Origin of the sequence: Pseudomonas fluorescens (genome assembly GCF_001307155.1) — a bacterium.
Classification (GTDB): domain Bacteria; phylum Pseudomonadota; class Gammaproteobacteria; order Pseudomonadales; family Pseudomonadaceae; genus Aquipseudomonas; species Aquipseudomonas helvetica.
In genome coordinates this window covers 2,297,818-2,318,576 of record NZ_CP012830.1, presented here as the reverse complement: position 1 = coordinate 2,318,576, position 20,759 = coordinate 2,297,818, and the positions used below count along the sequence as shown (strand labels likewise).

17 protein-coding genes and 1 pseudogene are annotated in these 20,759 nt (G+C 58.4%); 9 read left to right on the top strand and 9 right to left on the bottom strand.

The genetic code is table 11. The features are described from left to right. Nucleotides 1-285 precede the first annotated feature (285 nt). Entirely contained in the window at nt 286-429 is a 144-nt protein-coding gene (locus tag AO353_RS31190) for a hypothetical protein (RefSeq protein WP_158246515.1), read from the bottom strand. Between the two features lie 327 nt (nt 430-756). Here AO353_RS31190 and AO353_RS10565 point away from each other — a divergent pair, with 327 nt between their 5' ends. Further along, nucleotides 757-1,479 carry a response regulator transcription factor gene (locus AO353_RS10565; RefSeq protein ID WP_054594880.1) on the top strand — a complete coding sequence of 241 codons (723 nt, stop codon included), beginning with the start codon at nt 757-759 and terminating at the stop codon, nt 1,477-1,479. A gap of 733 nt (nt 1,480-2,212) precedes the next feature. Here AO353_RS10565 and AO353_RS10555 read toward each other — a convergent pair. From AO353_RS10555 to AO353_RS10535, 5 genes are all read right to left on the bottom strand, one after another. Continuing rightward, nucleotides 2,213-2,581, bottom strand: coding sequence for an antibiotic biosynthesis monooxygenase family protein (locus AO353_RS10555; protein WP_054594878.1), 369 nt, complete (start codon nt 2,579-2,581; stop codon nt 2,213-2,215). Nucleotides 2,582-2,831: 250 nt separating this feature from the next. Next, nucleotides 2,832-3,542, bottom strand: coding sequence for a glutamine amidotransferase (locus tag AO353_RS10550; protein ID WP_054594877.1), 711 nt, complete (start codon nt 3,540-3,542; stop codon nt 2,832-2,834). A gap of 39 nt (nt 3,543-3,581) precedes the next feature. Continuing rightward, nucleotides 3,582-4,640: a 2Fe-2S iron-sulfur cluster-binding protein gene (locus AO353_RS10545; protein WP_054594876.1), complete on the bottom strand. Its 1,059-nt coding sequence runs from the start codon at nt 4,638-4,640 to the stop codon at nt 3,582-3,584. Beyond that, nucleotides 4,637-5,599 carry an AurF N-oxygenase family protein gene (locus AO353_RS10540; RefSeq protein WP_054594875.1) on the bottom strand — a complete coding sequence of 321 codons (963 nt, stop codon included), beginning with the start codon at nt 5,597-5,599 and terminating at the stop codon, nt 4,637-4,639. Before AO353_RS10540 ends, AO353_RS10545 begins: the two co-directional genes overlap by 4 nt. Nucleotides 5,600-5,843: 244 nt before the next feature. Continuing rightward, a complete protein-coding gene (locus tag AO353_RS10535; protein WP_054598208.1) occupies nt 5,844-7,061 on the bottom strand; it encodes an MFS transporter in 1,218 nt (405 codons plus the stop codon). Between the two features lie 391 nt (nt 7,062-7,452). On the opposite strand from AO353_RS10535, the gene AO353_RS10530 reads away from it, so the two are divergent. Continuing rightward, nucleotides 7,453-8,733, top strand: a complete 1,281-nt coding sequence (locus AO353_RS10530) for a serine hydroxymethyltransferase (RefSeq protein WP_102667232.1) — start codon at nt 7,453-7,455, stop codon at nt 8,731-8,733. 33 nt (nt 8,734-8,766) lie between these two features. Continuing rightward, nucleotides 8,767-8,961, top strand: a complete 195-nt coding sequence (locus AO353_RS10525) for a hypothetical protein (RefSeq protein WP_054594873.1) — start codon at nt 8,767-8,769, stop codon at nt 8,959-8,961. Nucleotides 8,962-8,976: 15 nt separating this feature from the next. Here the strand turns inward: AO353_RS10525 and AO353_RS10520 are convergent, their stop codons facing one another. Continuing rightward, nucleotides 8,977-10,476, bottom strand: a complete 1,500-nt coding sequence (locus AO353_RS10520) for a PLP-dependent aminotransferase family protein (RefSeq protein ID WP_054594872.1) — start codon at nt 10,474-10,476, stop codon at nt 8,977-8,979. A gap of 133 nt (nt 10,477-10,609) precedes the next feature. On the opposite strand from AO353_RS10520, the gene serC reads away from it, so the two are divergent. The 6 genes from serC (at nt 10,610) to AO353_RS10490 (ending at nt 17,829) form a co-directional block, all read left to right on the top strand. Continuing rightward, the gene (gene serC, locus AO353_RS10515; RefSeq protein WP_054594871.1) at nt 10,610-11,692 is read left to right on the top strand and encodes a 3-phosphoserine/phosphohydroxythreonine transaminase; all 1,083 of its coding nucleotides are present in this window, start codon (nt 10,610-10,612) and stop codon (nt 11,690-11,692) included. A 148-nt stretch (nt 11,693-11,840) separates the two neighbouring features. After that, nucleotides 11,841-13,091 carry a benzoate/H(+) symporter BenE family transporter gene (locus AO353_RS10510; RefSeq protein ID WP_054594870.1) on the top strand — a complete coding sequence of 417 codons (1,251 nt, stop codon included), beginning with the start codon at nt 11,841-11,843 and terminating at the stop codon, nt 13,089-13,091. Continuing rightward, entirely contained in the window at nt 13,091-13,909 is an 819-nt protein-coding gene (locus tag AO353_RS10505; RefSeq protein ID WP_054594869.1) for a YggS family pyridoxal phosphate-dependent enzyme, read from the top strand. The genes AO353_RS10510 and AO353_RS10505 overlap by 1 nt, the downstream gene beginning before the upstream one ends. A 53-nt stretch (nt 13,910-13,962) precedes the next feature. Further along, nucleotides 13,963-15,135, top strand: a complete 1,173-nt coding sequence (locus AO353_RS10500) for an aspartate aminotransferase family protein (protein ID WP_054594868.1) — start codon at nt 13,963-13,965, stop codon at nt 15,133-15,135. A gap of 36 nt (nt 15,136-15,171) precedes the next feature. Further along, nucleotides 15,172-16,437, top strand: coding sequence for a serine hydroxymethyltransferase (glyA, locus tag AO353_RS10495; protein ID WP_054594867.1), 1,266 nt, complete (start codon nt 15,172-15,174; stop codon nt 16,435-16,437). Nucleotides 16,438-16,686: 249 nt separating this feature from the next. Next, nucleotides 16,687-17,829 (top strand): DegT/DnrJ/EryC1/StrS family aminotransferase, encoded by a 1,143-nt coding sequence (locus tag AO353_RS10490; protein WP_054594866.1) that lies wholly within the window; start codon nt 16,687-16,689, stop codon nt 17,827-17,829. A 17-nt stretch (nt 17,830-17,846) separates the two neighbouring features. Here the strand turns inward: AO353_RS10490 and AO353_RS31530 are convergent. Together AO353_RS31530 and gyrB are read right to left on the bottom strand one after the other, a co-directional pair. Beyond that, nucleotides 17,847-18,126 (bottom strand): annotated as a pseudogene (locus tag AO353_RS31530) (DNA polymerase V subunit UmuC); the annotation flags it as partial. A 215-nt stretch (nt 18,127-18,341) separates the two neighbouring features. Further along, nucleotides 18,342-20,759: a DNA topoisomerase (ATP-hydrolyzing) subunit B gene (gene gyrB, locus AO353_RS10485; protein ID WP_019694408.1), complete on the bottom strand. Its 2,418-nt coding sequence runs from the start codon at nt 20,757-20,759 to the stop codon at nt 18,342-18,344.

Genomic DNA, 20,759 nt, shown 5'->3' with positions numbered 1-20,759 from the left:
CCATAAAGGCAAACAAATCGAAGAGGGGAGGAGGTGACACATCCGTGTGTCGGAACCGAGTCAGTATCAATCCGGTTTTACAATGTGAGACGGCACTCCTTTTTTTCCCCTGAACTGCAGACCGCAAGCGAACCGGCGATCGGCGGTCCCGCCAGGTTGGCGATGACACTCCCTGTGTCGGAGCACTTCCGAATGCTCCTGTGCCACTCAACGCTTGAGAATTTACCGACCCCGACGTTCGATGAGGCAATTCTCCACATTTGTTCAGAATTGCCCGAGTCCGCGTTAGAACACCCAGCGCTGCTGCTCTTCAGGAAGCCGCAGTGGCAACGGTTGCTCGCCGTCCGCAGGAGTGCTCACCGGTGCAAAGCCCCGTGAGTCACTGAACGCCACATTCACCACCGCTGGACTGAAATAGCGCTGTGTCACATGTTCATTCGATGCTTCGCTGCTTGAACTCACAGCTTGCGAAGCAACTCCAACATAAGCCAAAAATGCCAATGACAGGCAGCGTGTCAGCGCCTTGTCCCTGGTCACCTTCACGATCAGTGTACGAACATTCCGACTGTTCCTCATCGCTGCGTCCTCGAGTCTTCGAGCTGATATCTGCCGATTGCCGGCCAATTGATATCAGCCTACCCAGACGCAAGGAACCTGGAGCAATTCACCACAATTGTTCAGATTCAGACAATCAGCCTAAACTCCGCACACAGGATTTTTACCCATCGCACTCTACGAGATGAAGGAACGCCCCGCATGCGTGTCGCAATACTGGATGACGAACCCGCCGAGCTACGCCGGGTGGAACAGACACTGCGACAGATTCCCGGAGCCGGAGAGCAAGCGTGGACCTTGCACAGCTTCGAGCGTGGCGAAGACCTGCTACGCCAGCTTCGACGCGAGACTTTCGACCTGTTGATACTCGACTGGCAGTTGCCTGATCTCAGTGGTCTATCGCTCTTGCGCTGGACCCGTGAACATATGGAGGCACCTCCCGCCGCCATCATGCTCACCAGCCGTGATGCGGAGAGTGACATCGTCCAGGCCTTGAACGCCGGCGCCGATGATTACGTCAGCAAGCCGTTCCGTCCCAATGAGCTCCAGGCCCGTGTCAGTGCCGTACTGCGCCGACACGGCTTGCAGCGCAATGCTGCCAGCGAAGTGCTGAGTTTCAACGATCTGAACTTCGATGACGCCGAACTGACGGTGACCCGCGCTGGAAAACCCATCAGCCTGACCGAGCGGGAATACCGTCTGGCCCGCTGCCTGTTTGCCAACCTGGGCCGGCCGCTGTCGCGGGAATATCTCTACGAGCGTTTCTGGACCCATGAAGAGATGGTGTCTTCACGGCCACTGGATACGCACATCTACCGCCTGCGCAACAAGCTGGGGCTGACGGCGGATCGCGGTTGGCAGTTGCTGACGATCTACGGGTATGGGTATCGACTGGAAAACGTCGTAAGCGGCACGAGCGAATAAAAATCAAAAGATCGCAGTCTACGGCACGCCCACAAAAAACGTGATTCGCACGTGGAGCCGTCGCAGGTTGCGATCTCTAAACGCTTTCTTGCCAGCGTCCGGCCAGAAGATATACAGGTACAAATTCGACTGTTGGTGATTGGAAGAGTGGGTGAAGGAAGTTCACGCGCTGCGCACAGTCTCGGCAGCTAGATAGAAGCTGTAGTGCAGACAGTTCACCGTCCAATATTGATCACCGCCAATAGCTACAAAAAACCTGAAAAGGCAATGTTTGCTTTGACGGTAGCCCTACAGCCTACAAAACCATCCAAATGATCGCTACATCTCCGAGTTTGCTCCGAAGCACAAAGTCGTCTATTCCGAAATCAAGCGCCTGGAAGCCCTCAAACGTCATCCGCTGGCTACGCGCATCGTCGCCATCCCCACTTCTTCCGACTTCGCTCGCTACCGTGACAAGCGCCTGAAAATCCGCAAGGGCAACACGCTCAAGCGCGAGCTGGCGTTGTTTCAAGGCGTGATTGAGGTCGGCCGATATTGGAACACCTCGGCCACTTGGAGACGGGGGAGTCGCGCAAGCGCTCCCAAAAAGGAAGGAGAGTATTAAAGTTGCGCATAAGAACACCGGTTTTTTAGATGTGTTTGCTCGCACTAACATCATCCATCAAACCGGCGTTCTTACTTCTGTGTTTCCCGGGACTCTGTAAAGAACCCTTTTGCCTGGTAGAACCTGGCCCTACACCATGGCGGTTGTTTCGGCGGGTTCGCCGTCGATCACGACGTTGTGGGGGGCCTGTTCACGATCACGCAGGCCGTAGTCACGGATCACCGAGGTCACACGTACACGGTAGTCATCGAAAATCTTGTCGCGACCCGCTTTCTGCGCCGACAGGTGTGCGGTCACATTGCGCCACTGCACCACGGCTTCCTCATCACGCCAGGTAGTGACCGACATGACTTTCTTGGGGTTCAGCGTGCTTTGAAAGCACTCGACGGAAATAAAGCCGTCCATGGGTTCGAGCATCGGCGTCAGCTTGTTTACCAGGTCAACATAGGTCTGGCCTTGACCCGGCAGCGCCTGCAACTCAAACAAAACTACGATCATTTTTGACTCCTCATCCTTGCATCAATAGGTATAAAAACGTACGTCCTGATCCACCAAAACGTGAAAGCCCTGGTTTGAGTGAATAATGAGGAGGCCGTGGTGCGACGTCTAATGACATGCCGCCAGGGCTCCTCCCCACCTTCCTTGTTTCCTCGGGGGGTCATGTCGATTGAGGTGGCTTACAGGTCTGTTTATACGGTGAAAATAATGTGATCAGCTAGTCCAGTTACCAATAGCAAAACAGACCACTTCAGGCCGATGCGTGGTCATCCAGGTTGTTCAGCCAATCGCTGAGTACCGCGCGTGCCGCACGGGTCAGCCGATCGCCGCAGGCGGCAGCAGCGGCACGCAGTGCACAAGGGTCGATTCCGGCCTGCGCCAATTCGCTGGCATGTCCGACCAGCCATTGTTCAAGCTTGCGCACATCGGCTTCCAGGTGAAATTGCAGGCCAAGGACGTTGCGGCCCACCGCAAACGCCTGATGGGCGCCGACAGCGGTACTGGCCAAGTGCACGCCACCTTCGGGAATATCGAACTGGTCGCCGTGCCAGTGCAGCACGGGCGTATCCTCCAGTTTCGCTAGCAGCGAGTCCTGCCCCGCCGGGGTCAGTGTCAGTGGCGAAAAACCGATTTCCTTGACGCCCAGCGGATACACCTTGGCACCCAGAGCCCGAGCGATCAGTTGCGCGCCCAGGCAGATACCCAGCATGGGTTTGCCGGACTGCAAGCGCTGACGCACCAGCGCCAGTTCGTCTTGAAGAAATGGATAGAGCTGTTCGTCATAGGCACCAATCGGGCCTCCGAGCACGATCAGCAGATGAGCTTGCTGCACTTGGGCGCTGTCCAGTGCGTCGAGTGTGGGGTCGAGGTAACGCAGCTCATAACCTTGCTCGGCGATTACGGCATCGAGGGTGCCAACGTCCTCGAAGTGAATGTGGCGCAGTGCAATTGCGGTTTTCATGGAATAACTCACCTGTGAAAGAAGTAGAGGAGTGATGACTCAGATCGACGGGTTCAGATCTACCTTGATCGTCCCGGACTGGGGGAATGTGCAGCACGCCAGCGCATACCCTTCGTCCTTGTCCTGATCACTGAGGCAGAAGTCTGGCTCGAGGATGTATTCACCGTCTGACACCTTGATCCGGCAGTTGCCGCAGATACCGGCCCGACATAGGCTGCGCACCGCAATACCGCTGGATTCGAGCATGTCGAGCAGGCTTTTGCCTGCTGGCACTTCAATCGCCTGATCGCTATCCGCCAGGTGCAATCGCACTGAGGCTGACGCCTGGGCGTCTGTCTGCTCTGTCGCGACAGGTGCCGCCGGGGGCGTGAATGACTCGATCAGCAGCTTGCTGGCGGGAAACATCGCCAGGGTGTGCTCACGCAAGCCTTGGGCAAAGCGGTGGCTGCCGCAAATCACCACGGCCTCTGGCATGCCCAGAAAGCTTAGGTCTTTGGCGCCGGGGCGGCCCGCTGTGAAGTGCACGTTGCTCTTGACCGTCTCGCGGGTGACGAACACCCGCAAAGTGAACCAGGGCGTGGTCAGCTCCAGTTCCAGCAACTCGTGCAGGAAGGGGATCTCGGTAATGGTCGGCACACACAACAGCAGCGCGACCCTGGGCACCGATAACCCGCGACGTGAGCGCTCGAGCAACTCGCGCAGCAAGGCAATCGGCAGGGTGATACCAATGCCGCCGGCGAGCATGCCGACCTGCTGACAGCCGACGATCGACGCCAGGGAAATTTCCCCGGCCACAAATTGCATCGGTACTGTCGAACCCTCCTGCAAGGTGGCATGCAGATGGTCCGACACCCCGCCGCGGCCTTCGCGCTTGACCGCGATTTCGAACAGGTCCGCACCTTGCTTGCGGGTGATCGAATACAGCCGCTGGTGCTCAGTGCCCGCCGTGTCCGGGTAGTGCAGGGCCACATGTTTGCCCGGCTCCAGGCTGTTGAGAAACTCGGCATGGGCGCCTTGCGCACGCAGGGTGAACACCTTCACGCCCGCCGTTTCAGTGGTTACGCGCTCGCAGCGCGCCTGAAGGGTGATGCCGTTCATGCGTGGACCTTTTCGCGTAACGTTTCAAGGGCGTTCTCAGCACTGCCAAGGCCGTTTCCGGTCAGTCCGATGCGGTTGATCAGGGCTTCGACCGAGCCGGTGTAGATGCTGATCTCGTTGCTATCGCCCACGTCATGCAGGATGTCTCTGGCATGGGGAAACGCCAACATGGAAAACACCGTGGACCACGCACCCATTTCATTGTTGGCGAACATCTGCACGGTCTGGAGAATGACCGAGCGCAGGTACTCACGTTCTTTGTGGCTCAGGCCATGAACAATGTCGGAAGCGACGAAGCTGAAAACACTGGAATGGCTCCATTCATCCATGGCATGGGTGCGCGTGACTTCATGGCAGATGGACTGGATGCTGTTGTCTTCAGCCATGGTCTTGAGGTAGTCAGTGATCAAAGTCTCACTGGCGCACGCGACGCCGAAGCGCGTCAGGCGGCGCTCCCACTCGGCATTGCAGTTGGCCAGAAGGCCTTCGCGCCACGTCACTAGGTTGAAGTCGCTGAAGTCCAATGGCGTGAGTGCGCGCATGTCATAGATGTAGTTACAGGCCATGATCGACATGCGCGTGTGCAGCGCCTCGTCCAGCAGCGCCTGGGACATCACGTCCTGCAGCATTGCGCGGTTCTGGCTCGGCGGCGGCGTTTTGATGATGTCCTCGCACGCGGGCACTACCACATCGCATTCGATGTAGATGGTCTTGAGGTTATAGATCCCCCAGGCATAGGAGAGACACTTGGATTGCAGCTCTTCAGGGGCTTCGCGCCATGCCTGGTGATTACGGAAAGGCAGCAGGGAGACACTGAAGTCCTGCTTGGCCGGGTTGAAGACAAGGTTCCAGTAGTCCGGTTGGTCATTGTTGACGGCGGCGCGGGTTTTCCAGAGTCCGGATAACTTTATCAGCATGTTTTGAACCACGTCATCGGTTCCACACTTCAAACGGTCCATGTTTTAGCTCCCATGGGTCAGGCTATTTCTTAAGGTGTTAACGCAGCAGTCATTGCTTAAATCCCACTCACCACCGCAAGCCCCCCCGCCGTAAGGAAGCAGGTGATCTGCATGGTTTTTTTCATTTTCTTTCGTTCCGGGGCGGATGCCGGAAGTAACGGTGGCAGTGCGGGGTGAGACGATGCCGGCAGGTATCCTGCCCTTCAAGTTTGCGGCAAAAATGCCGCAGAGGTTTTGTCCCAAGTCATTTAAAGGCCACAAGCAGTGGCGTTGATTTTCTGGATCTTGCCAGGTACCACTCCTGCATCAGGGTCAGCACGACGGTCAGACTCATGAATGTCACGCTGGCCCAGAAGATGGCCGTGGGGTGCTCTTGGTCCAGCATCCAACCGAAGCCGATGGGCCCGATTGCGCCACCGACGTTGAAACCGGTGGAGACAATGCCGAAGGTTTTCCCTTCAGCCCCTTTGGGCGATGCCGCCCGCACCAGCATATCGCGCGACGGTGCGATCAACCCCGTCAGGAACCCTGCGGCGCCAAGAGCGATGATTAGTGCCGGCTCGCTCAAGCTGGCCGTGGCGACGATGGCCGTTATCGCGGCGGCCAGTGCAAAAGCAGTGGCGGCAACCATCCCATGACGCTGGGTACGATCAGCCAGCGCACCGCCGGCCAGTACGCCAAAGGCGCTGGCAAACAGGAACGCCGTCAGCGCCGAATTGGCCCAGGACAACGTTGCACCCTGTCCTTGCATCAGGGCCGCGACAGAGAATTTTTCAATCGCGCTGGTGCTCAAGTTCAACAACACGAACAGCAAGGTCAGGCTCAGGATCATCGGCGAGAGCAGTGACAGTCGTCGGGTGCTGGCGATATTGAGTGCAGGCTCGAGTGCGCAACGCACCTGGGCAACCCGTGCCAGCCCCGAACCGGGTATCAACAACAGCCCCAGCGCGAAAAAACCCGCCAGCGCAGCGCCAACGAATGCGAGCCCAGGGTCGCTCGCGGTAGCAATCCCCAGCAGAAACACTGGTGCAATGGCGGCGCCCAGAAACCCGGCAAAAGTATGGACAGAGAACGCCTTGCCGATGTGGGCAGGATTGATCTCTTGAGAGAGCAATGCATAGTTGGCCGGGTGATAGACAGCGTTGGCAACCCCGGCCAACACCATGACAACCAGTAAACAGCCGTAGCTCGGGAACAGTGCGATCAGCAAGAAACTGATGCTGCCCAGGGCAACCCCGGCGATCAGCAAACGCCTGGCCCCGTAATGATCGACGACAAAGCCCATGGGGGCCTGCACCAGTGCCGTGACTATATTGAAGATGCTCAGGGCCAGGCCCAGCTCCACATAACCCACGCCAAAAAAATCCGGCAGCACGGGAAACAGAGCCGCCAACACCATGATGTGCAAATGACTGACAAAGTGCGCCGTTGCTACCTGAGGAAGCAGCCCGATATGAACAATCGACATGGCTAAACCTGTTCTATGAGCATCAACGCTCTTGCAAAAAGTTTTCTGCTAAACCGGCTGAGTCTCTGCCTGCTGGCAGTAGAAAAATATAGGGCCGGGTTGGGTCGGCGCCGATCTTAAGCACGTCATGGTCTTGCGTGATAGTCCATTACTGTAGAGGCAACCAGACCACTTTAAAAAGCGCCAGGGCCCAGCGCGTCTTTCACCTCGACGTACAAACGCCCAGGCAGTGCTGCGCCAAAGTGGTCTGTAGAACCCGCACGAAATGGTATATCTCGTCAGTCCGTAGACCGATAGGGTAGTCGCCCGTTGATAAGCCCACAGGCAGGTGCAGCTTGTTATTCAACGTTTACCGACAGGAGTCAACATGCCGCATTTCGCTCATATGGACGGGCACGTACTGCCGGTTGTCAGTGCCATTAATTTGCCCCAGGCGGACCGGGATGTCTGGCGCGCAATCGACACCGAACGCCTGCGCCAGATGCACTCGATCGAACTGATCGCCGCCGAGAATTTCGTCAGCCGCGCGGTGCTCGAGGCGCAGGGATCGGTTTTGACCAACAAGCACGCCGAAGGCTATCCGGGGCGCCGCTACTACGCCGGTTGCCGCAATGTCGATGAGATTGAGAACATCGCCATCGAGCGCGCAAAGCGGTTGTTCAAGTGCGCGTACGCCAACGTGCAACCCCACTCGGGTAGCCAGGCGAACCAGGCGGTATTTCTGGCATTGCTGGCGCCGGGCGACAAGATCCTGGGGCTGGACCTCAAGGCTGGCGGGCACCTGTCCCATGGCGCCACGTTCAACATGTCTGGGCGCTGGTTTCAGGCCCTGAGTTATGGGGTGCATCCTGTCACCCATCGAGTGGACATGGATCAGGTCGAGCGGATAGCCCGGCAAGAGCGGCCCCGGCTGATAATTGTCGGCGCTTCGGCCTACTCGCGCACACTGGACTTCGCCCGGTTTCGGTCCATTGCAGACGAGGTGGATGCATTCCTCATGGCCGATATCGCCCATGTCTCCGGCCTGGTTGCCGGTGGAGCCTATCCCTCACCGGTGCCGTTCGCCCACGTCACCACTACCACCACGCACACCACGTTGCGGGGGCCACGCGGCGGGATGGTTCTGTGCAATGAGCAAGCTATTGCGCAAAAAATCAACGCGGCGGTGTTCCCCGGCCTGCAGTGCGCTCCGCTGATGCACATCATTGCGGCTAAAGCGGTCGCGTTGGGTGAGGCACTGCAGCCCTCTTTCAGCACATATGCTCACGCCGTCGTCGCCAATGCCCAAGCCCTGTGTGGCCGACTTGCCGAAGGTGGATTGTCGATTGTTTCGGGCGGCACCGACTGCCATTTGGGCGTCATTGATCTTCGGCCCTGGGGCCTAGCGGGCGATGTCGCCGAGCACGCCCTGGAACAGATTGGCATCACCGTGAACAAAAATACCGTACCCAACGATGAGGCCAGGCCGGCGGTGACCTCCGGTATTCGCCTGGGCAGTGCGGCGTGCACGTCGCGTGGCATGGGTGCCGATGAATTCCGGGAGATCGGCGATATGATCCTCGCGCTGCTCGGCGGAGTGCGTAGCGGAACCATCGACTGCCGTACGGAGAGGTCCATTCGTGAAGGCGTTGCCGACCTGACAAAGCGTTTCAGGCTTCCTTATTAACCGCCTCCGTTTTTTGCCTGAAAAGGAATTCCAATGCCAGACAGCAACCAAGCCAACCGATATGGTGCACCACAAACCCTGAGGCTTAAGCCGCTCAATACGATTATGGTCGAGCCGTTGCGACCCCGTCTTGAAGTAGACGTTGTCGCCGGCGCCAAAGGTATGAAGCGCGCGCGGATTGCCGTCCAGGCACAACGTCTGTTGATGAACTATGCCCTGGGCCACTAGCTACCAGACATTGCCCTACCGGGTTTTCAGTGCATTGGCCAGGCGCAGCATGGCTGCTTCGATTTCATAAGCGGTCAACGACGAGTAACCCAATAGCCAGCCTTGTTTCTTCTCCTCGCCGGCGTACAACCGGCTCAGGCCGGAAAGCTGTACGCCTGCGCTGGCCGCTTGGCGGATGGTTTTTTCCTCAGACCAGCCATCGTGCAGCAGGCAGGGAATTTGTAGTCCGCCGGGAGGGCGCAAGGCGGTAACGATGCCGTCCAAATGCTTGCCGATTGCGTCAAGCATGACGGAACGGCGCCCGGCATACAGCTTGCGCATGGCCCGGACATGGGCGTTGTAATGGCCGTCCTCCATGAAGCGCGCCAGGGTCAGTTGCAGGATTTGTGGCGTGTGGCCGTCCATCATGCTGCGCGCGTAGGTGAAGGCTTTGATCAACTCATGGGGCAGTACCATATAGCCCATTCGCAACCCAGGGTAGAGGGTCTTGCTGAAGGTGCCGATGTAGAGCGTACGCTGGTACTTGTCCAGGCCCTGTACACAGGCGGTCGGCTGCCCGTCGTAGTGAAACTCGCTGTCGTAGTCATCTTCGATGACCCACTTGCCCTTCTGCGCTGCCCAGTTGATCAACTCAAGACGACGCTCCAGCGGCAAGGTCGCGCCGGTGGGGTATTGATGAGACGGCGTGACATAGACGCAATTGGCGCCGCTGCGGTCGGCGTACAGCAGGTCGGTGCGTATGCCCAGTTCATCGACATCGATGGGTAGAACCTTGGTCTCGGCGGTTTCAAAGGCCTTCTTGGCGCCATAGTAACCCGGGTTTTCCAGCAGGATCGGTTTGCCGACATCCACTAACAACTGCGCACACAGAAAAAGGGCCTGGCGAGTGCTGCTCAACACCATGATCTGGTCAGGGGAGCATTTGGCCCCGCGCTCGAGGTTCAAGTAGGTGGCAATCGCTTTGCGCAGCGGCTCGGCTCCTTGCGGGTCGCCATGCAACAGCACATTGGCGCGATAGTCCTTCATGACCTGGCGTTGCAGGCGCTCCCAGACATCGGTGGGGAAGGTGCGGGTTTCCGGCAGGCCGGTCGCAAATGCCTTGATCACCTGCTGATCGTTTACGCCTCCACTGTCGAAGATCATCCGCCCGCGCTGGCTCAAGCCCGCCCCCGGTACCGCCTGGCTGCTTTTGACCTCTTGCGCCTTGATGCGGCGGCGTGCCGCGCCTCGCAATTCGGTGCCCACCGTTTCGCAGACATAACTGCCGGCCCCCCCGCGCCGCACGATAAAACCGTCCCGGTGCAGTTGCACATAGGCGTTCTCCACGGTGTCACGGGCAATCCCGAGTGACTTGGCCAACACCCGAGTCGCAGGCAGCTTCAAACCGGGGTCAAGAGCGCCATTGAGGATCAGCTCACGCAGTGCGCGCTGAATCCGTTGGTGCAGATCCAGCAATTGAAACTCAGCATCGTTGAGGCGCATTTTCAGCGTTTCCAGCTCGAACGCTTTCGCCATGTGGTCTGCCTTACTTTTATAAATTGGCCTGCAAAGGCAGGCCAGTCTATCCGTAGAATTCACTCCTCACCACTGCCTTTGTGCGTGGTGAGCACGCGTGTTGCGAGCGATTTTGCACAGGGATTACTCAGCTATGGCCAGGTCACACAACTTCAGCGCAGGCCCGACGGCGTTGCCGATGGAAGTACTTACCCAGGCGCACGAGGAGTTTTTTGACTTCGCAGGCACGGGCATGTCAGTGATGGAGATCAGCCATCGCTGCGAAGTATTCATGGAGGTTGCCTACCAGACCGAACGCGACCTGCGGGACATTCTGCAGGTACCCAGCGAGTACAAGGTGCTCTTCCTGCAAGGAGGCGCCTCGCTGCAGTTTGCCCAGGTGCCGATGAACCTGTTGGGCAATAAACGCACGGCCGATTATCTGCATACCGGCCTCTGGTCAGGCAAAGCCATTGAGGCCGCCCGGCGCTACTGTGACGTTCGCATCGTCGCCAGCGGCAAAGAGTCTGGCTTTGATCGCATCCCCGATGTTTCGGACTGGAACCTCAACCCGAACGCCGCCTACCTGCACTACACCGAGAACGAAACCGTACACGGCGTGCAATTTGTCGACGCGCCTGATGGCTTGGCGCCTTTGGTGTGCGATGCCTGTTCAAGTCTGCTTTCCAAGCCGATTGACGTGGCCAAACATGGCCTTGTGTATGCCGCAGCGCAAAAGAACATGGGAGTGGCCGGGCTGACAGTGGTCATCATTGACCCGGCGTTGCTGGATGGCGCGCAGGCGTTCACCCCTGACATCCTCAATTACGCGCGCATCACCGACGCTCAGTCGATGCTCAACACCCCGGCGACCTTTCCTTGGTACCTCACCGGCCTGACGCTCAAATGGATTAAGCGCCGCGGCGGCCTCGAAGCCCTTCACCGGCTTAACCAGACCAAGGCCGAGTTGCTGTATCGCACCATTGACGACAGTGATGGGTTTTACCGCAACAGCGTGCGAGCGCCGTTTCGTTCGATCAATAACGTGCCGTTCGTGCTCGCCGATGCGGCGCTGGAAAAGACTTTTGTGCAACTGGCCGAACAGGCCGGGCTCAACGGGCTAAAGGGCCACGCCTCGGTCGGCGGGATACGAGCCAGCCTCTACAACGCGGTCACGCTAGAGGCAGTCGAGGCATTGACCGACTTCATGAAGGGTTTTGTCCGCGTGCACGGCTGACGCAGGGATCGCTTCAGTCACAGCAGGCGGTCCGGTAAGTGGTCTGGTCCTCCACGAAAAAGTGCAGGGGCAAAACATGCCATTTCAGCGTTATAAATCCCCCCTCACCCGAGGCCAAACACCTCGTTTTGCAAGGAGCAAAGCAATCATGTCTTCTTCAGCATCCCCGACGGCCCTACGTCTAGGCGACCTTATACATCCGATTGTCGCCGGGCTGATTTCAGTCATCGTCAACTATGGCGGCACGTTCATCCTGGTCTTTCAGGCCGCCAAAGTCGCCGGGCTCAGCCCCGAGCTGACGGCATCGTGGGTATGGTCGGTGTCGATTGGCGTGGGTATTACCGGGCTGTTTCTCAGCTGGGTGAGCCGTGAGCCGATTATTACCGCCTGGTCGACACCCGCCGCAGCCTTTCTGGTCGTCGCGCTGTCCACCACGCCCTATGTCGAGGCAGTGGGTGCGTACATCATTTCGGCCGCCGCCTTCGTGCTGCTGGGTTTGTCCGGCTGCTTCGAAAAAGTCATCCGCCTGATTCCGCCGGGCGTGGCTGCGGGCCTGCTGGCCGGTATCCTGCTGCAGTTCGGTATCGGCGCGTTTGGTGGCATGAGTATTGATCCAGTGTTGGTCGGGTTGCTGACTGCCGCTTACGTTGTGTTCAAGCGCTTTACCGCACGCTACGCGGTGGTGGGCATTCTGGTGCTGGGGCTGGCGTTTCTTCTAACGCAGGGCCGTGTGGATCTTTCCGGGCTGGCGCTGCAATTCGCGGCACCGGTATTTACCCGGCCCGAATTCTCGATCAATGCGTTGCTCAGCGTGGCGCTGCCGCTGTTTCTGATCACACTCACCGGCCAGTACATGCCGGGCATGCTGGTGCTGCGCAACGATGGCTTCAGCACCAGCGCCAACCCTATCCTGACTGTCACAGGGCTGGGCTCCTTGCTGATGGCACCCTTCGGTTCTCACGCCTTCAATGTCGCCGCCATCACGGCGGCCATCTGCACCGGCAAGGAAGCCTCGGAGGATCCGTCCAAGCGTTGGATCGCCGGGGTTGCCGCGGGCGTGTTCTACATCCTCGTCGGGATTTTCGGGGTGACCCTCGCCGCAGTGTTCATGGCCCTCCCGGCCACCTTCATTACGACGCTGGCCGGGCTGGCCCTGCTCGGCACTATCGGCGCCAGCCTGGCCAGCGCCATGGCTGACGTCAAATCCCGCGAAGCCTCGCTGATCACCTTTCTGGCGTCCGCCGCGAACATCACCTTGCTGGGAATCGGTGGGGCGTTCTGGGGGTTGCTGATCGGTCTGGCGGCCTACGCCTTACTCAATGGCCGCTTGCCGCGTCGCGAGGCGGTGGTCATTCCGGCGGCCGACGATGTTGTGCCGACCAAAGGAGCCACCCACTGATGTTCGATCAACTGGAAGAAACCGCCACCCTGCACGAGCGCCATGGCCGTTACCCACAGGCCACCAGCGTCGAGGACTTTCGTCGCAACCTGGCAGCCGTGCAGCAGCGTATCGCCAACGCCTGTCAGCGGGTCGGACGTGATCCGGCGAGTGTGCGCCTGCTGCCGGTCAGCAAAACCTTTGACGAAGCTCATCTGCGTCTGGCCTACGCCGCCGGCTGCCGGCTACTGGGTGAGAACAAGGTGCAGGAAGCGCAGCGCAAATGGCAGGCCATGACCGATCTGGCCGACCTGCAATGGTCGGTCATCGGCCACCTGCAAACCAACAAGGCCAAGCAGGTGGCGCGTTTTGCCAGTGAATTTCAGGCGTTGGACAGCCTGCGAGTGGCCGAGGCTCTGGATCGTCGCCTGCAAATCGAGGGGCGTCAACTGGATGTGTTCGTCCAGGTCAATACCTCCGGCGAAGTCAGCAAATACGGCCTGGCGCCCGAAGCCGTCGCGGACTTCTTGTACGCCCTGCCGGCGTTCTCGGCGTTACGGGTGCGCGGGCTGATGACGCTGGCGCTGTTTTCGGCCGACGTGGCTCGTGTCCGCCCTTGCTTTGTACGGTTGCGCGAACTGCGCGAGCGCCTGCGCCAGCACGCCCCGGCGGGCGTCGGGCTAGAGGAACTGTCCATGGGCATGTCCGGCGATTTCGAAGTTGCCATTGAAGAGGGGGCTACCGTGGTGCGTGTCGGTCAGGCCATCTTCGGCGCACGAGCCATGCCTGACGCCTACTACTGGCCGACCGCGGATGTCCGTCCGGGAAGTGATGATTAGTCGCCGCTGACAACACCTAACATCTTGATTCACCTTTTACAGGAAGCCATGCGATGTCCTCTGCACCCTCGTACCTCATGCACAACTATGCCCGTCAGCCGGTCTCCTTCAGTCGAGGCCAAGGGGCATCTCTGTGGGACAAGCACGGGGTCGAATACCTGGATGCAATCGCCGGTGTGGCGGTGACCAGCCTTGGGCATGCCAACCCCGAGATTGCCGCCGCCATTGCCGAGCAAGCGGGCCAGTTGCTGCACACCTCCAACATGTTTCACATTGAATGGCAGGAGCAATTGAGTGAGCGCTTGTGCGCCTTATCGGGCATGCAGCGCGCCTTTTTTTGCAACTCGGGGGCTGAAGCCAACGAAGCGGCGCTCAAGTTGGCCCGACTGCACGCCAACGCCAGACACGTGGCACAGCCACAAGTGCTGGTGATGGAAAACAGCTTTCACGGTCGCACCCTGGCCACTCTCGCGGCTACTGGCAACCCGGCCGTACAGCGCGGATTTGAGCCCTTGATGCCAGGCTTTCTACGGGTGCCTTACGACAACATCGAGGAGATCCGCAAGGTGGCGGCGCAATCACCCGACATCGTCGCGGTACTGGTCGAGCCCGTGCAGGGTGAGGGCGGTGTGCATGCGGCGTCTGCCGGTTATCTACAGGCCCTGCGACAACTGTGCGACGAACACGATTGGCTGATGATGGTCGATGAAGTGCAAACCGGGATGGGCCGCACCGGCGCCTGGTTTGGCTACCAACACGCGGGGATAGTGCCGGATGTCATCACGCTGGCCAAGGCACTGGGCAATGGTTTTCCCATTGGCGCATGCCTGGCACGAGGCAAGGCCGCCGAACTGTTTTCCCCGGGCCATCATGCCTCCACTTTCGGCGGCAACCCCCTGGCCTGCCGAGTGGGATGCACCGTACTCGACATCATGGAGCGCGATCACATCCCGCAGCGTGCAGCCACATCTGGCCGCCGGCTGCTGGCCGCGCTGCAGGAGGCGCTGGGCAATCACAGCGAGGTCGTTTCCATTCGCGGCCTGGGCCTGATGGTCGGCATCGAACTGAACCGTCAGTGTGCCGAACTGGTCGGCCGGGCGCTGGACGAACAACGCCTACTGATAACTGTGACTCGCGGCACCACCCTCCGACTGCTGCCTCCGTTGATCTGCGAGGACTCGCAGATCGACGACATCGCAGCGCGTGTCTCTCGGCTCTTGTCATAAACCGGCTTACTTTCTCAACCAAGGACCCCCTTCATCATGTACGACTCAACGCTGACCCTTAAAGCATTCGACGCCGAGCTGTGTGAGGCGATTCATAACGAAGAACATCGTCAGGAAGACCACGTCGAACTGATCGCTTCCGAAAACTACGCCAGCCCTCTGGTCATGAAAATCCAGAGCACCGTGCTCACCAACAAATACGCCGAAGGCTACCCAGGCAAGCGCTACTACAGCGGCTGCGAGTATGTCGATGTTGCCGAGCGCCTGGCCGTCGAGCGGGTAAAGACCCTGTTCAACTGCGACTACGCCAACGTTCAGCCGCATGCGGGTGCCCAGGCGAACGCCGCGGTATTCCTGGCATTGATCAATCCTGGTGACACAGTGATGGGCATGAACCTGGCCCAAGGTGGCCACCTGACCCACGGCAACCCTTCAAACTTCTCGGGCCGTCATTACAAGATCGTTCCTTATGGCCTTGACCCAAAGACGGGCTTTCTCGACTACGACGAGATGGAACGCATCGCCCTGGAAACTAGACCGAAGATGCTGATCGGTGGTTTTTCTGCCTACTCCCGGTACAAAGACTGGGCGCGCATGCGGGCCATTGCCGACAAGGTCGGGGCTATTTTCTGGGTCGACATGGCCCATGTCGCAGGTCTGGTCGCTGCCGGCGAATACCCGGACCCATTGCCGCACGCCCATGTGGTTACAAGCACCACTCACAAGACCCTGCGGGGCCCACGGGGTGGCTTGATTTTGTCCAAGGGGCAAGACGAAGCGTTCTACAAAAAGCTCGACTCTGCGGTATTCCCGGGTGTCCAGGGCGGGCCACTGATGCACCAGATCGCCGCCAAGGCCATCGCCTTCAAGGAAGCACTGGCACCCGAGTTCAAAACCTATCAGACGCAAGTGGTGATCAACGCCCGGGCCATGGCGGCCGTGCTGCAACGGCGGGGTTACAAGATCGTCTCCGGTGGCACCGATAACCACATGATGCTAATCGACCTGTCCGACAGGCCTTACACCGGCAAGGAAGCTGATGCGGCCCTGAGCAACGCCTACATCACCGCCAACAAAAACTCGGTGCCCAACGACCCGCGCTCACCGTTCGTGACCTCAGGGTTGCGCATCGGTACCCCAGCCATCACCACCCGAGGTTTCGGCGTGTTCGAATGCGAACAACTGGCGGGCTGGTTGTGCGACGTACTGGACGCCCTGGAAAACGGCCACAGCGAGACGGTCGGGCACCACGTGCGCGAACAGGTGGTGGAGCTCTGCCGCCGTCATCCTGTCTATCGTTGATTCTTTTACCCCGAGCTATCGCCGCCAGGCTGATGTCATCGTTGGGTGAAAAACCAGGCGCGCGGCAAGGCGCCTGGACGACCGGCGCTCCCGCTACCAATCTGTTGAGTTACTAGCGGGATGCTGATGGCCGACATTGCAGTGCTTCGGCTACGTGGCTGCGACCGAAAGCGTCTACGTGTTCCCGCCAACTCCTTATTCACAGGCTGTCGATTACTCAAACAAATATATAAGGGCTTCACGACCATCATGAACTATCCAGACTTCCTGCCGTTTGCCAAACCCGCTATCGACGAAGCCACGATCGCAGCCGTCGGCGACATCTTGCGCTCCGGCTGGATTACCAGTGGGCCTAAGGTCCAGTTATTCGAAGCGCAGCTCTCGGACTATTTCGGCGGACGCCCGGTACGGACGTTCAATTCCGGAACCTGCACCATGGAGATCGCCTTGCGCATCGCGGGTATCGGTGCTGGTGACGAAGTCATCACCACTCCGATCTCGTGGGTTGCAACGGCCAATGTGATCATTGAAGTGGGTGCGACCCCTGTGTTTGTCGACGTTGATCCAGTCACTCGCAATATCGATCTAGATCAAGTCGAAGCGGCAATCACACCACGGACCAAGGCGATCATTCCGGTCTATCTATCGGGTCTGCCGCTGGATATGGATCGTTTGTATGCGCTGGCGAAAAAACACAACCTGCGGGTGGTGGAGGATGCTGCCCAAGCGCTGGGCTCGTCCTGGAAAGGCGAACGCATCGGGGCTTTTGGTGATTTTGTGTCCTTCAGCTTCCAAGCCAACAAGAACATCACCTCATCCGAAGGCGGTTGCTTGGTGCTGAATAATCTCGAAGAGGCACGTCTTGCCGAGAAGCACCGGTTGCAGGGTGTCACTCGCAGCGGCTTCGATGGTTTGGATGTGGATGTCCTGGGCGGCAAATACAATATGACCGACATTGCCGCGACCATCGGCCTGGGCCAGTTCGCGCATATCGAGGCGATCACTGCCCATCGTCGAGAGTTGGCTAAATACTATTTCGAGTGCCTTGGCAGTGATTTCGAAGCGAAATATGGTGCTCAACTACCGGTCGCCGATTTCGATAACAGCAACTGGCACATGTTTCAGCTAGTGCTGCCAGAGCGTCAGGACGGTAAGCCGGCCCGGGCCACGTTTATGGAGCAGATGCAAAAGCACGGTGTCGGCATCGGCTGTCACTACCCCTCGATCCACTTATTGAGCTTGTACCGCGCGCGCGGCTTCAAGGAAGGTATGTTCCCGATTGCAGAACGGATTGGCCGTTTGATCGTTTCGCTGCCGATGTTCAATGCCATGACAACAAGGGACGTCGAACGCTCGGTGGAAGCAGTGAAAGCAGTACTGCAACCTTGCTGAGCGGCAGCAAGCCAGTTTTTTGTGTAGACGATGCCAACGCCCACAGAAATGCCGGTGAGATCGGCAAAGGCCTCGTTAGGCGAGGAGGGCACGATGCCGTGCTGGCGGAGTTTGTGTTTGATCTGGAAATACGGCTCACCCATTTTCACAAACGGTTTGGCATCGTAGCTGCGTGCGATGACGCAGCCATCGTTGTTCGAGAGGACGACGAAGGAAGTCTTGGTCAGGTCGGAACACCCGCTCGCAGTTCGCATAAAAGCTGCAGAAAAACCCTCCCACAAAGGAAGGTATCAATATCGCGCATAAGAACGCCGGTTTGTTAGATGTGTTTGCTCGCACGAACATCATCAATCAAATCGGCGTTCTTGTTTCTGTGTTTCCCAGGATTGCGTGAAGTACCAAAAAAAAGGCCAGCACAATGCGCTGGCCTTCTGTCTGCTGCGGCCCACCGTAAAGTGGGCTGACTCATTTACTTGTGAAAATAGACAACTATTTTGTGAACCGACACCGGATCAGAAGTCCAGGTTAGAGACTGCCAAGGCGTTGCTTTCGATGAAGTCACGACGTGGCTCAACCGCATCACCCATCAGGGTGTTGAAGATCTGGTCCGCACCAATGGCGTCTTCGATAGTCACTTTGAGCATCCGGCGCGAGCCTGGGTCCATGGTGGTTTCCCACAGCTGATCCGGGTTCATTTCACCCAGTCCTTTGTATCGCTGGATGGTATGACGCTTGGTGCTTTCGGCCATCAACCATTCAAGGGCTTCCTTGAACTCGGTGACGGCTTTCTTGCGCTCGCCGCGCTGAATATAAGCGCCTTCGTCCAGAAGGGTGCTCAGTTGGGCGCCTAGGGAGACGACGGTCTTGTAGTCGTTGCTGCCGAAGAAGTCGCGGTTGAAAGTGACGTAGTTCGACAGGCCGTGGGAGATCAGTTCGACCTCTGGCAGCCAGACGTTACGTTCACGGTCTTCACGCAGGCTGGCTTTGTAGACCAAGCCGGATTTCTCGACGGTGCGCAGGCGAACTTCGTACTGGGCCAACCAGTTCTGCATCGCTGCGTGATCGGACAGTTGGTCCATGCTCACCGCTGGCAGGTAGATGAAGTGCTCGGTCAGTTCCTGCGGGTACAGGCGCGACAGACGCTTGAGGGTCTTCATTACCAGACGGAAGTCATTCACCAGACGCTCGAGGGCTTCGCCGGAGATACCCGGTGCTTCCTCGTTCAAGTGCAGGCTCGCATCTTCCAGGGCCGACTGCGTCATGTACTCTTCCATGGCGTCGTCGTCTTTGATGTATTGCTCTTGCTTGCCTTTCTTCACTTTGTACAACGGTGGCTGAGCGATATAGATGTAGCCACGCTCGATCAACTCCGGCAACTGACGGAAGAAGAAGGTCAGCAGCAGGGTACGGATGTGCGAACCGTCGACGTCAGCATCGGTCATGATGATGATGTTGTGATAACGCAGCTTGTCGATGTTGTACTCATCACGGCCGATGCCGCAGCCTAGCGCGGTGATCAAGGTGCCGACTTCTTGCGAAGAGATCATCTTGTCGAAACGCGCCTTCTCGACGTTCAGGATCTTGCCCTTGAGGGGCAGAATCGCCTGGGTCTTGCGGTTACGTCCCTGCTTGGCGGAGCCGCCAGCAGAGTCACCTTCCACGAGGTACAGTTCGGACAGGGCAGGGTCTTTTTCCTGGCAGTCCGCCAGTTTGCCCGGCAGGCCGGCGATATCCAGCGCGCCTTTACGACGGGTCATCTCGCGAGCTTTACGCGCTGCTTCACGAGCACGGGCCGCATCGATCATTTTGCCGACAACCAGCTTGGCTTCGTTCGGGTTTTCCAGCAGGAAGTCGGAGAAGTACTTGCCCATTTCCTGTTCGACCGCGGTCTTCACTTCGGAAGAAACCAGCTTGTCTTTGGTCTGGGAGCTGAACTTGGGATCCGGTACCTTGACCGAAATGATCGCGGTCAGGCCTTCACGGGCATCGTCACCGGTGGTGGCGACTTTGTGCTTCTTCGCCAAGCCTTCTGCTTCGATGTAGGTGTTCAGGTTACGCGTCAGTGCCGAACGGAAACCCACCAGGTGAGTGCCGCCATCGCGCTGGGGAATGTTGTTGGTGAAGCACAACAGGTTCTCGTTGAAGCTGTCGTTCCACTGCAAGGCGATTTCCACGCCGATGCCGTCTTCACGCTGGACGTTGAAGTGGAACACCTGGTTGACCGGAGTCTTGTTGGTATTCAGGTATTCAACGAATGCACGCAGGCCGCCTTCGTACTTGAACAGCTCTTCCTTGCCGCTGCGCTCGTCCTTGAGGACGATGCCGACACCGGAGTTGAGGAAGGACAGTTCACGAATCCGCTTGGCCAGAATGTCCCAGCTGAAGTGGATGTTCTTGAAGGTTTCAGCCGAAGGCTTGAAGTGGATCTGCGTACCGGTAGATCCGCTTTCGCCAACGATTTTCATCGGCTCTTGCGGAACACCGTGGACGTAAGTCTGTTCCCAGATTTTGCCGCTGCGGCGAACGGTCAGGATCAACTCTTCGGACAGGGCGTTTACAACCGACACACCTACACCGTGCAGACCGCCGGATACTTTGTAGGAGTTATCATCGAATTTACCGCCGGCGTGCAGCACGGTCATGATGACCTCGGCCGCCGAGACGCCTTCTTCTTTATGCACGTCTACCGGGATGCCACGACCGTTGTCGCGCACGGTGATGGATTCGTCCGGGTGGATGATGATACTGATGTCGTCGCAATGACCAGCCAAAGCTTCGTCGATCGAGTTATCGACCACCTCGAACACCATGTGGTGCAGACCGCTGCCATCGTCGGTGTCACCAATGTACATACCGGGACGTTTGCGTACGGCATCCAGGCCTTTCAGCACTTTAATGCTCGTTGAGTCGTACGTATTTTCTTCGCTCAT

Bases quoted from the DNA above. Each gene is read 5' to 3' on its own strand.
- AO353_RS10565 (WP_054594880.1), top strand. From the start codon at position 757: ATGCGTGTCGCAATACTGGATGACGAACCCGCCGAGCTACGCCGGGTG.
- AO353_RS10555 (WP_054594878.1), bottom strand. From the start codon at position 2,581: ATGATCGTAGTTTTGTTTGAGTTGCAGGCGCTGCCGGGTCAAGGCCAG.
- AO353_RS10550 (WP_054594877.1), bottom strand. From the start codon at position 3,542: ATGAAAACCGCAATTGCACTGCGCCACATTCACTTCGAGGACGTTGGC.
- AO353_RS10545 (WP_054594876.1), bottom strand. From the start codon at position 4,640: ATGAACGGCATCACCCTTCAGGCGCGCTGCGAGCGCGTAACCACTGAA.
- AO353_RS10540 (WP_054594875.1), bottom strand. From the start codon at position 5,599: ATGGACCGTTTGAAGTGTGGAACCGATGACGTGGTTCAAAACATGCTG.
- AO353_RS10530 (WP_102667232.1), top strand. From the start codon at position 7,453: ATGGACGGGCACGTACTGCCGGTTGTCAGTGCCATTAATTTGCCCCAG.
- AO353_RS10525 (WP_054594873.1), top strand. From the start codon at position 8,767: ATGCCAGACAGCAACCAAGCCAACCGATATGGTGCACCACAAACCCTG.
- AO353_RS10520 (WP_054594872.1), bottom strand. From the start codon at position 10,476: ATGGCGAAAGCGTTCGAGCTGGAAACGCTGAAAATGCGCCTCAACGAT.
- serC (WP_054594871.1), top strand. From the start codon at position 10,610: ATGGCCAGGTCACACAACTTCAGCGCAGGCCCGACGGCGTTGCCGATG.
- AO353_RS10510 (WP_054594870.1), top strand. From the start codon at position 11,841: ATGTCTTCTTCAGCATCCCCGACGGCCCTACGTCTAGGCGACCTTATA.
- AO353_RS10505 (WP_054594869.1), top strand. From the start codon at position 13,091: ATGTTCGATCAACTGGAAGAAACCGCCACCCTGCACGAGCGCCATGGC.
- AO353_RS10500 (WP_054594868.1), top strand. From the start codon at position 13,963: ATGTCCTCTGCACCCTCGTACCTCATGCACAACTATGCCCGTCAGCCG.
- glyA (WP_054594867.1), top strand. From the start codon at position 15,172: ATGTACGACTCAACGCTGACCCTTAAAGCATTCGACGCCGAGCTGTGT.
- AO353_RS10490 (WP_054594866.1), top strand. From the start codon at position 16,687: ATGAACTATCCAGACTTCCTGCCGTTTGCCAAACCCGCTATCGACGAA.
- gyrB (WP_019694408.1), bottom strand. From the start codon at position 20,759: ATGAGCGAAGAAAATACGTACGACTCAACGAGCATTAAAGTGCTGAAA.